This is a genomic window from Pseudomonas sp. Ost2 (genome assembly GCF_018326065.1).
GTDB lineage: Bacteria > Pseudomonadota > Gammaproteobacteria > Pseudomonadales > Pseudomonadaceae > Aquipseudomonas > Aquipseudomonas gingeri.
On the sequence record NZ_AP021904.1, the window covers coordinates 3897116 to 3908544 of the forward strand.

An 11429-nucleotide genomic window follows, 5' to 3' on the forward strand; every position below is an offset into this window, starting at 1 on the left:
GTTAGGGAGAGCCTGCCACCGAGTATCACGGGGGGTGTTTTCTTTCTCCATTTCGCACCCGATCGATACCTGACGCGAACTGAAGCACCCCGCGCCGCCAAGCAGTGTTACCCGCGCAAATTCAATGTGTTACCCACTCACCTCAGGCGTAACCCAATCATCAATAAATAAAAGTTTTTTCGCCCTGGCGCGGCAACTTCGCGCAGATTGCCAATGCCGCAGGACGATACAAACCGCTTACAATCTGACGCAGGCATTTATTCATGAAGCGCCCCGTTTCAATCGAACAAAGCGGCATGGAACATGCTTTATCCAATACCAGGACATTCAAATGCTTGAAGAGGTTATGTCGGTTAAGCAAAAGGTTATTCGATAACTGAGCTATAACTTTCATAACTTGCGTCTTAACCGAGCCGACCCGTCGAGAGAATCATGCCCAGTCGAGGAGAGACCCCCACCATGTCGTTAGCGGCCGCCACTTCGCACCCTGAGCGCCAGCAGGTACGCAGCGACTTGCAAGCCAATGTGCAAAAGAACCTGAGTACGCTCGTCGAGTCCTGCCGGTCGGTTGCCGATATGTGTCGAAAAGTTGATGTGAACCGCCAGCAGTTCAATAAGTACCTGGTGGGCCAGCACGTGCCTTCACAGAAGATCCTGCAGAAGATCGGCCGTTATTTCATGATGGAAGCGGAAGATCTTTTTCGCCCGCCCGCCGAGTTCAAGAAGTTCTATGAAGGTTATGAAAACGAATTGCCGACGGACTTGCGCGCCTCGGAGCAGTTCAATCATTTCCTGCCGCTGGCCAAGCAGTCGGCGGACTTGCTCGAAGACTATCTGGGCGTCTATTACCGCTACCACAACTCATCGATCTACAAGGGCCGGATCCTGCGTTCGGTCACCTGCCTGTATCGCGCCGACTCGATGGTGCAATATGTCACGATCGAACGTTTTCCGTTGCGCGATGGCAGCGGCAAGATCGGCTACTCCTTCACCTACCACGGGTTTTGCCTGCTGCTTGGCGACCGCCTGTTCATGGTCGACTTCGAGGGCAAGCAACGCAACGAGATGACCTTCTCGATCCTGACGCCCCAGCATCGCCGGCCGATCCGCTTCCTCTACGGGCTGGTCACCGGCGTGGCCTCGTCCTCGTTCCGCCAGCCCTTCTCCACCCGCATGGCCTTGGGGCTCGTGGACAAGGGCAAGATCCGCAAGCATCACTTGCGCAACGCTACCGTGGTGCTGCCCAGCGACCAGTCGATTCCCCTGGAGGTGCGCGAATACATGACCGGCGACAACGCCACCATCGTCTGGGGCGGTCAGGACTGAGCCGGCAGGGGCGCGTCGTGGCCCTCGCGCACCACCATCACCTCGACCAGCGAGGGCCCCTTGCTGTTCAGTGCCTTGACCAGGGTGGGATTGAGCTGTGAAGCGTGCTCGACCCGCCAGGCTTCAAGGCCGAAGTTGCGGGCGATGCCGGCGAAATCCGGGGCGTATGGCTTGCCGTCCGGCAAGTTGAACTCACCGGCCCGATGCTGCTCGACAGGCGAGGCCTGCCTGCCGCCCACGGGACCGTCGGCACTGTTGTTGAAGACCAGGAACACCACCGGAATGCTGTGCATCACACACACGGCCATCTCCTGCATCGACTGCAACAGATCGCCATTGCCCACCGCGCACACTACCTGGCGGGCCGGCATGGCGAGCTTCGCCCCGATCGCTGCGGGGACGGCCCAGCCCAGGGTGCCCAGGGGACCGGCGCACAAGTGACTGTGGGGATAGTGGACCGGGAACATCGCGCCGACCCGGGCCTGGATACGCCCTGCCCCGACCACCAGGATCGCGTCTTTTTCCAGGACCGAACGCGACGTTCGCTCATCGCGCAACACGGCTTTCCTGCGTGGGATCACCGGCGGTTCCGCGCGCAGGGTGGCCGGCGGCAGGCTGGCATCGATCGCGGCGTTCTGCACGGCGTTTTCAATCGCCAGACTGACCGGGCCGACGCGCCCGCTGAACATGGTATCGAAGGCCTGGCGCAGGGCCTGGGGCAGTTGCTCGATCGCGGACACCGCCACCTGCTCCCGGGTGACGCCGCCCGTCACCGCTTCGCCACGGCCACCACTGATCACCAGCAGCGCCGAGGACTGCTCGCGCGCGGCCGCCACGGCGCCCAGGGCCTTGGAAATACCCAGCGCGCCGGCCAGCACCACGGCCATGGGCCGCCCGCACGCGCGAAAGTAACCGTCGGCAAGGTGCACCGCGCTGTGCTCCTGCATGACGTGGATGAACGGAATATCCGTCCCCGGCGCCAGCAAGGCTTCCACCAGCGCCCATGAACCGTCGCCCGGTATCCCGGCCACATAGTCGACACCGTTCGCTTTCAACGCTTTCGCAACAATCTGGCCACCAGTGAGCTTCACGCAATACTCCAGTCAAACAGGCGCGGGCGTCGGCGCGAATGCGCCGCGCCTCGCCCGAGGATCACCCCTGGAGTATTCGCCCAGCCAGGGCCCGGCTCAATTTCGCAGCGCACGCAAAAGAGACGCAGGTTGACGCAAATGATCGCCCCCGGCGCCGGCCAGGGTGAGAACTATCCTCAAGAGAGCCGCCTGCGCCGATTAGGTCACTTTGATGCGTCAGAGTGCGTCGCTTTTAAAAGGGCTGCGAAATTGAGTGCCTTGCCTGCCCGGCCAATACTCGATCCATGAAAACAAAAAGCCGAGTCTATCAAGCGCTGGGCGCGCCGCCTCCAGGCCTTATCCCGTAAACCGGGAAAAGCGCGCGTCGCCCAGCCAGGGAAGAGTCAATCGGTCCAGTAGAGGCCTTACCAACCTCTCCAGCTGCAGGGAATCAATGCTGGTCATAACACTGCCGATCCAACTGACTGCAGGAAAAGGGAGACGTCCGGCGACCACCGCCGGGCGCTCGCCTTGCCAGTCGCTCAACGTTTGCACACAACCACCCTAGGCAGGAACTCGAAATGAAAAAAGAAACAGAGACGGGTTATGGTTTGACCGGCATTGACCTCAACTCCATCAGCTTGAAACGGCGCTCGTTCCTGCTGGGCGCCGCCGCCTCTGCCGCGGGCTTGTATATCGGATCGTTCGTGCCCAGCGCCTTCGCCGCGAGCACAGGCCACCTGGAAATCCTCGGCTGGGAAGGTGAAACCGGCGAAGCGGAACTGGCCGATTGGCGCAAGCAGCGTGGCGTCACCGTCCGCTCCAGCTACGCCAGCAACCAGGACGACATTACCGCACGGCTGGCCGGCACCGATCCGGTGCAGCTCGACCTGACCATGTACGCACTGGGCTACGAGAAGATCTACAAGGAGATGGGCCTGCTCAAGGCCATCGACACCGCGAAGATCCCCAACTACTCGGCCGACAATACCCTGCCACTGTTCTACAAGGGCAGCCGCTGGTACTGGGATGGCAAGCAGTGGGGCATCCCGCTGCTGTGGGGGATGAACACCATCGTCTACAACCCCGGGAAAGTGAGCAAACCTGCCGAGTACAAGGATCTGCTGGACCCGAAACTCAAGGGCCGGCTGACCTTCGTCGACGACGGCACCTCGAACTGGTCCCTGATCGCAGCCATTGGCGGCTACGCCGACAAATACCCGAACCTGACCCATGCCGAGTTCAACGACGCCTTCGAGAAACTCAAGCCTTACCGTGATCAGTGCCGCGTGTTCGCCGCCTCCTCGGGCGACGCCGTGTCCCTGCTGGTCTCGGGCGAAGTGGACGTCGTGTTCTCGGCCTCTGCCAACACCCCGAGTGAAACCATCAAGCGTGGCATCACCACCGCCCTCTCCGTCCCCCAGGAAGGCGCTGCGCTCTGGTGCGACGCCCTGTTCATTCCCAAGACCGCCAAGGACATACCCCTGGCCCTGGAGTTCATCAACAAGACCCTGGAAGCTGAAACCCAGGCCAAGATGGCGACCACCATGTTCTCCGGCGTGGTCAACCCCAAGGCCATTCCCCTGCTGCCCAGCGACTTGAGGAACACCTTCGACTACGAGCACCTGGATAGCTTCTTCGAGAAATCCAAACTCTACGGCCAACCGCCGCTGAGTTCCGACCAGTACGTGACCTACGCCGAATGGATCGACCAGTGGGCGAACTTCAAAGGCTCGTTCTAAAGCGTTTGGCAAGCCGTCGCAGGGGGGCGTGTCCACGAACACGCGCTCTCTGACCCAAGCGCCACGTCATCGAAAAAAAAGCACAGGCAACTCATCATGACCGTAGTCAACAACAGCGAGCCCATCACCCTGGACGACCGGGATGCGAAAGCTGGCAAACGCGTGAAAATCGACCGGAAAACCCTCAGCGGATACTGGCTGGCATCGCCTCCGCTGTTCTTCCTGGTGGTGTTCTTTCTCATTCCATCGGTGCTGCTGCTGATCGCCAGCTTCTGGACGGCCAAGACCTTCAGCATGGAACCCGCCGCCACCCTGGCCAACTATGCCAAGGCGCTGAATGCCAGCGGCTTCTATGAATCACTCTGGATCGCCCTGCAAAACGGCTTCTGGACCGCCCTGCTGTCGACGGTGATCAGTGCGCCGGTGGCCTACTACATCGTCTACCGCACACGCTCCAACGCCGTGCTGTACCTGGCCCTGGTGTCGTGGTTCTCCAGCTACCTGGTGCGGGTCTATGCCTGGCGCTCGATCCTGGGCACCAACGGCGTGATCAACTCCACCCTGCAGCACTTCGGCCTGATCGACCAGCCACTGGAATGGCTGGTGTTCAGCAAGTTCTCGGTGGTGCTGACCCTGGTGCACATCATGCTGCCCTTTACCCTGTTGTTGCTGGTATCGGGCCTGCGCGACATCAAGCGCGACTACCTGGAAGCCGCCGCCGACCTGGGCGCCGGCGGCACCACCATCCTGTGGCGGGTGATCATGCCGATGGCGCACAAGAGCATCGTCAGCTCGTTCATGTTCACCTTCGTCCTGGCCGCCAGTGACTACGTCACCCCGCAATTGCTCGGGGGCCGGGATGCGATGACCACCGGCCTGGTGATCGCCAACCAGTTCCGCTCGGTCGGCAACTGGCCGCTGGGGGCGGCGATGGCCTATCTGCTGCTGATCGTCTTCATGCTGGTGTACGCGCTGTTGCTGGGCGTATTGCGCGCTGCAAACCTGGCACCCGGCAAGCGCTACCACGACTGATGGCCGTCCACAAAAAAGGTAACCTGCCATGATCCGGCTATTCACTTACGTCTACATGTTGTTTCTCTACGCCCCCATCGCGATTATCGCGTTGTTCAGCTTTCACTCGTCCGCATCGCTGTCGTTCCCGTTCGAAGGCTTCTCCACCCAATGGTACGAGGCGCTGTTCAACAGTTCGGACTTCATGACGGCCCTGACCAACAGCGCCATCGTGGCCGCCGGTTCGGCCATCCTCACCACGTTGCTGGGCACGTTCTCGGCACTGGCGCTGATGCGCATGAAAGGGCGCGTGAAGGCCGTGTTCGCCTTCATGAACTTCGCCCCCATCGCCCTGCCCGGTTTGTTCCTGGGCATTGCCCTGGTGATTTTCTTCTCGCTGGTCGGCCTGCCCCGTTCACTGCTGACGGTGATCATCGGCCACACGCTGTTCACCTTTCCGTTTTTCGTCGAGTCGGTGCGTTCGCGACTGGAGTACTTCGACCTGTCGTTCGAAGAGGCCGCGCGCGACCTCGGTGCCTCGCCCCTCAAGGCATTCTGGCTGGTGACGCTGCCGATCATCGGTCCGACCATCGCCGGTGCCGCGATCCTGGCCGTGGCCCTGTCCATGGACGAGTTCCTGATCACCGTCTTCGTCACCGGCAGCGACACCACCCTGCCGCTGATGATTCTTTCGATGATGCGTCGCGCAGTCAGCCCCACCATCAATGCCGCCTCGGTGTTCATGCTGGTCGTGACCATCGCCATCATCGCCATCGCCGGCCTGGTCATGACCCTGCGTCGTCGCCGCCTTGAACTTGAACGTGCTGAAATTGCAGAGTAATCGCCATGACCAACAGTATTGAACTGACCGGAATCTCCAAGAGCTACGGCAACCTGACCGCCCTGGGCAAAGTCGACCTGACGGTCAAGCGCAATGAAATCCTGACCCTGCTCGGCCCCAGCGGCTGCGGCAAGACCACCCTGATGCGCATCATCGCCGGCTTCGAGGAACCGACCACCGGCAAGGTGGTGATCGATGGCAAGGATTCCACGGCCCTGGCACCCGAACATCGTCCGGTGAACATGGTGTTCCAGAAATATGCGCTGTTCCCGCACCTGGATGTATTCGACAACGTGGCCTTCGGCCTGCGCCTGAAGAAGAAGCCCAAGGACGAAATCAAGCGTGAAGTGACCAAGGCCCTGGAGCTGGTGCAACTGGACAGCTTCAAGAACCGCTGGATCTCCGAACTCAGCGGCGGGCAGGCGCAGCGCGTGGCCCTGGCCCGCGCCCTGGTGAATCGTCCGGCGGTACTGCTGCTGGACGAACCGCTGGCGGCCCTGGACCTGAAGATTCGCCACCATATGCTCAACGAGATCAAGCGGATCCACGAAGAGACCTCGACCACTTTTGTCTATGTCACCCACGATCAGGACGAAGCGATGATCCTGTCCGACCGCGTGGTGCTGCTGAACAAGGGCGGTATCGAACAGATCGGCGGGCCGCAGGAGATGTACTGGTCGCCCCGTACGTTGTTCGCCGCGAAGTTCTTCGGCGATACCAATATCATCAATGGCACCTACGGCCTCGGCGACAGCCGTGACGGCTATGTGGAGCTGCCGTTCGGGCGCTACGCCCATGCGGCCAAGAGCGGCGTGGGGGCCGGACCGGTGAATGTCTCGATCCGTCCGGAAACCATCGGCCTGGAGCCGGCGCTGGGTGAGGCCCTGGCCAACGGTGCCTTCGCCGGCAAGGTCAAGGACACCTCCTTCATCGGCAACCGGGTGATCTACCGCGTCGCGGTGGCCGGCGGCACCCTGGACCTCAAGTGCCAGCAACTGCCGACACCCGGCAGCCATGCCCTGCCGCCGGGCACGGATGTGGCACTGACCTGCAAACCCGAGAGCTTCGTGGTGATCCCGGCCTGAATGACCAGGCGCTGAACGACAAGTTTGCGAACCTCTCCCTGACGCTGGCTCATGACCTCTTTGATGAGAGCATGATCCGGCGTTTTTTTGCGCCGGCGTTTCGTGTATTCCCGAAGGCAAAAAAAAGCTCCCCGAAGTGGGGAGCCTGGTGCTACCGAGTGACAAGCCTCAAGCGGGTTTCCGGTAGCGACGAATGCGGATATCGGCCTGCTCCTTGTGCCCGGCGAAACCTTCCATGCCGCACAGGCGCGAGCAGTACTCGCCCACCAGCACCGAAGCTTCATCCGTCAGCACACGCTGATAGGTGCAGGTCTTGATGAACTTGCCGACCCACAGGCCGCCGGTGTAGCGCGCGGTTCCGGTGGTGGGCAGGGTGTGGTTGGTGCCGATGACCTTGTCGCCGTAGGAGACGTTGGTACGCTCGCCGAGGAACAGCGCGCCGTAGTTGGTCATGTGCTCGAGGAAGTACAACGGGTCCTCGGTCATCACCTGCACATGCTCGGAGGCTATGCGGTCGGCTTCCTGCACCAGCTCGTCGACGGTGTCGCAGAGAATGATCTCGCCGTAGTCACGCCAGGCGACCGAGGCCACGGGCGCAGTGGACAGGAGGGTCAGTTGGCGTTCGATTTCCGCCGGCAGGGTTTCCGCCAGCCCGGCGCTGTTGGTGAGAAACACCGCGGGCGAGTTGATACCGTGCTCGGCCTGGCCCAGCAGGTCGGCGGCGATGATTTCGACATCGCTGCTGTCATCGGCGATCACCAGGGTCTCGGTAGGGCCGGCGATCAGGTCGATGCCGATCTTGCCGAACAGTTGCCGCTTGGCTTCGGCGACATAGGCGTTGCCCGGGCCGACGATCATGTCCACCGGTTTGAAGGTGTCGGTGCCCAGGGCAAACGCGGCAATCGCCTGTACACCGCCCACGCAATAGATTTCATCGGCACCGGCCAGGTACATGGCGGTCACGATGGCCGGATGGGGCTTGCCATCGAAGGGCGGCGCCGCGGCAACCACGCGCTTCACCCCCGCCACCTTGGCCGTCAGCACGCTCATATGCGCCGACGCCAGCAACGGATACTTGCCGCCCGGGATATAGCAGGCCACCGAGTTCACCGGAATATTGCGGTGCCCGAGGATCACACCTGGCAGGGTTTCGACCTCGACATCATGCATGGATGCCTTCTGCACTTCGGCAAAACGGCGTACCTGGGCCTGGGCAAAGGTGATATCGCCGATTTCCTGTTCGGACAGACTCGCTACACACGCCGCGATTTCTTCGTCGGTCAATCGAAAGGACACCGGCGACCACTTATCGAACTTGCGCGAGTACTCACGCACGGCGGCGTCACCGTTGCGGGCGACGTCGGCGATGATCTGCTCAACGGTATCGCGGACTTGGGCGGCGATCTCGGCTTGGGCTTCGACCGGTTTGCTTTTTTTCAGATAGCGAATCATCAACGTACTCCAGGTGGTTCTGAGTGCATGCCAGACGCACTCGGCGTCAGCGATCATCTTTTCCCACCCCCCTGCCCCGGGCAATTTCGCAGCGCTCTTATTGATGACGCAACCTGACGCAGCACAGACGCACAGTTGAAGCACATCCAATGACCAATAAGTTATTCGTATAACTTTTTCTTTTAAAAACGCCAGGCTCCCCATGCCAGCGGCATGATCCCCCGCCCTTATTTAGTGCTAAACCCCAGCAAACAGGGCTATTCGTAGCACAGAACGGTGCCTTCACGAAAAATATGCAAGAGCCATTGACTTAGAAATTCGGAGTGATAGTTTAAATAAACAGTTATACGTATAACCTAATAATCACACCCACTTGAAGAGGTGACCAACCGTGAGTCGAGTCTTGTATTTGTTCGGTGGCTGGCCCGGCCATTACCCCTATGAAATCGCGGCATGGGCACGGACCGTTTTCCAGGAGCTGGATTTCGAGGTCGAGGAGTCGACCGATATCTTCACCCTGGACAGGGACTTGACCGGTTATGACCTGATCGTGATCGGCTGGAACAACGCCGTCACCACCGAGACGCTGACCGCCTCCCAGGAAAACCGCCTGCTCCAGGCGATCGAGAGCGGCACCGGGCTGGTGGGTTGGCACGGTGCGGGCGCGGCCTTTCGCGCCAGCCTCAAGTACCACTGGGTCCTGGGCGGCTCGTTTCTCGAGCATCCGATGGGCGAAGGCTTTCCCCATCCGTACCAGGTCAACTTCATCGATCGCAGCCATGAGGTCACTCAAGGCGTCGAGGACTTCGAGGTGCGTTCCGAGCAGTACTACATGCAGGTCGATCCGAACATCCACGTGCTAGCCGAAACCACCTTCGACGGCAACCCGTTCCCCTGGCTGGAGGGCCACCGCAGCCCCGTGGCCTGGGTGCGCCAGTGGGGCGAAGGCCGGGTGTTCTATCACTCCATCGGGCACGACACCAGCAACCTGGCCGACCCGAATATCCGCCGCCTGACCAAGCAGGGCCTGAACTGGGCGACCCGCGGACGCGCCGCCGGCACTGACATCCCCAATGCATCCCACCCGACTTCATCAACCCAAGGAGTCCTGTCATGACCAAATTGACCGGCAGCCAGATCGTGGCGCAAACCCTGAAAAACTATGGTGTCGAATACGTCGCCGGTATCCCTGGCCACGGTATCTGGACCCTCACCGATGCCTTCCTCGAGGAAGACTCGAAGCTCAAGTTCATCCAGGTCTTCCATGAACAGAGCGCGGTACACCTCGCCGACGGCTACTACCGGGTGTGCGGCAAGCCGATGGCGGCCGTCACCTCCATCGGTGCCGGTGCGGCCAACACAGTGATCGGCATGGCCACGGCGTTCACCGACTCCACCAGCCTGATGCTGATCACCGGCGGGCCACCCACCCACATGCGCGGCCACGGTTTGCTGCAGGAGCTGGAGCGCTACACCGATAACGACTTCCCGAAAATCGCCGAAGCCGTGACCAAGCGCCATTGGGTGGCGACCCGCGTCGAAGAACTGCCGTTCATGATGCACCGGGCCTGGAGCGCGATGGTCACCGGCCGTCCCGGTCCGGTCCATCTGGAAATCCCGATGGATGTCCAGGCCGAGGCCGCGGAGGTGACCCTCCACGCCCTGGAAGAGCGTACTCCCATCGGCAAATGCTTCCCCGACCCGGCCGCCACGGCACGGGCGGTGCAAGAGCTGCAGGCCTGCCAGCGCCCGGTACTGGTCATCGGTGGTGGTGTCATCACCGGCGAAGCCAGCGCCGAAGTGTTCGCCCTTGCCGAAGCCTGGAAAATCCCGGTGGTCACCACCTGGAACGGCAAGAGCGGCTTCCCGGAAGATCATCCGTTGTTCGCCGGCAGCGTCGGCCAGACCGGCACCCTGTGCGGCAACAAGGTCGCCTCCACCGCCGATGTGATCATCGCCGTGGGCTGTCGCTTCACCGACTGGTCGTCGTCCAGTTATGCCAAGGGCGTGACCTTTGCCATTCCGCCGTCGAAGCTGATCCACATCGACATCGACCCCCACGAAATCGGCAAGAACTACCCGGTGACCGTCGGTATCTGCGCCGATGCCAGGTATGCCCTGGCCGCTATCGTCGAAGGCCTGAAAGGCCAGACCGTCGAACGCGAGGCGTACCTGAGCGATCTGCGTGGCTACCAGGACGAATGGGAAACCAAGCTGGCGGGCCGACGCGATTCCGAGCGTTTCCCGTTTACCTCGCAACGCCCGCTGGGCGCGCTGCGCAAGGTCTTCCCCCGCGACACCATCGTGGTCGTCGGTTCCGGCAACACCCAGGGCGCGGTCAAGCAGACCTTCCCGGTGTACACCCCGCGCACGCACCTGACTTCCGGCGGTTTCTCCTCCATGGGCTGGGCCGTGCCCGCCGCCATCGGCGCCAAGCTGGCCGCGCCGGATCAGCCGGTGGTGTGCATCCTGGGCGACGGTGACTTCCTGATGACTTCCCAGGAAATCGCGATCTGCGTGACCAACAACATCCCGGTGGTGTTCATGATCCAGAACAACGCCGGCTACATGTCGATCCGCGGTGGCCAGCGCAAGCAGACCAGTCGCCATATCGGCACCGAGTTCAACCACCCGGACGGTACGCCCTACAGCCCGGACTTCAAGGCGGTGGGCGAAGCCTTCGGCCTCAAGTCCTACCGTGTGGAGCGCCCGGAAGACCTCGAGCCGATCCTGCAGGAAGCCCTGGACCTCAACGTGCCCGTGCTGATCGAAGTCCCGACCGACCGCGATGCCGCAGGCCCTTGGGTGCCCGGCTGGTGGGACTTCCCGATTCCGGAGTACATCACCGACGAACGCCAGGATGAATACTGGGAAATCCGCAACTCCGAACAACACCTGTAAG

Annotated in this window: 9 protein-coding genes; 7 read left to right on the forward strand and 2 right to left on the reverse strand. The window is 61.5% G+C overall.

What is annotated here, in order from left to right; all coding sequences use genetic code 11:
* Positions 1-459 precede the first annotated feature (459 nt).
* Complete coding sequence (locus KI243_RS17005; protein WP_017128560.1) at positions 460-1326, forward strand: helix-turn-helix transcriptional regulator; 867 nt, start codon at positions 460-462, stop codon at positions 1324-1326.
* Here the strand turns inward: KI243_RS17005 and KI243_RS17010 are convergent.
* Positions 1317-2417 (reverse strand): thiamine pyrophosphate-dependent enzyme, encoded by a 1101-nt coding sequence (locus tag KI243_RS17010; protein ID WP_212809431.1) that lies wholly within the window; start codon positions 2415-2417, stop codon positions 1317-1319. The two genes, KI243_RS17005 and KI243_RS17010, sit on opposite strands and share 10 nt — an antisense overlap.
* A gap of 560 nt (positions 2418-2977) precedes the next feature.
* Between KI243_RS17010 and KI243_RS17015 the strand changes: the two genes are divergently transcribed.
* From KI243_RS17015 to KI243_RS17030, 4 genes are all read left to right on the forward strand, one after another.
* Positions 2978-4138, forward strand: coding sequence for an extracellular solute-binding protein (locus tag KI243_RS17015; protein ID WP_017128562.1), 1161 nt, complete (start codon positions 2978-2980; stop codon positions 4136-4138).
* 96 nt (positions 4139-4234) lie between these two features.
* The gene (locus KI243_RS17020) at positions 4235-5170 is read left to right on the forward strand and encodes an ABC transporter permease (RefSeq protein ID WP_017128563.1); all 936 of its coding nucleotides are present in this window, start codon (positions 4235-4237) and stop codon (positions 5168-5170) included.
* 28 nt (positions 5171-5198) lie between these two features.
* Positions 5199-5990, forward strand: a complete 792-nt coding sequence (locus tag KI243_RS17025; protein ID WP_017128564.1) for an ABC transporter permease — start codon at positions 5199-5201, stop codon at positions 5988-5990.
* A 5-nt stretch (positions 5991-5995) separates the two neighbouring features.
* Positions 5996-7075: an ABC transporter ATP-binding protein gene (locus KI243_RS17030; RefSeq protein WP_177082747.1), complete on the forward strand. Its 1080-nt coding sequence runs from the start codon at positions 5996-5998 to the stop codon at positions 7073-7075.
* A gap of 168 nt (positions 7076-7243) precedes the next feature.
* On the opposite strand, the gene hisD is transcribed toward KI243_RS17030, so the two are convergent.
* Positions 7244-8527, reverse strand: coding sequence for a histidinol dehydrogenase (gene hisD, locus KI243_RS17035; RefSeq protein WP_177082749.1), 1284 nt, complete (start codon positions 8525-8527; stop codon positions 7244-7246).
* Between the two features lie 391 nt (positions 8528-8918).
* Between hisD and KI243_RS17040 the strand changes: the two genes are divergently transcribed.
* Positions 8919-9644, forward strand: coding sequence for a ThuA domain-containing protein (locus KI243_RS17040; protein WP_042936501.1), 726 nt, complete (start codon positions 8919-8921; stop codon positions 9642-9644).
* Positions 9641-11428, forward strand: a complete 1788-nt coding sequence (locus KI243_RS17045) for a thiamine pyrophosphate-binding protein (protein ID WP_177082751.1) — start codon at positions 9641-9643, stop codon at positions 11426-11428. Before KI243_RS17040 ends, KI243_RS17045 begins: the two co-directional genes overlap by 4 nt.
* The last annotated feature ends 1 nt before the right edge of the window (position 11429 follow it).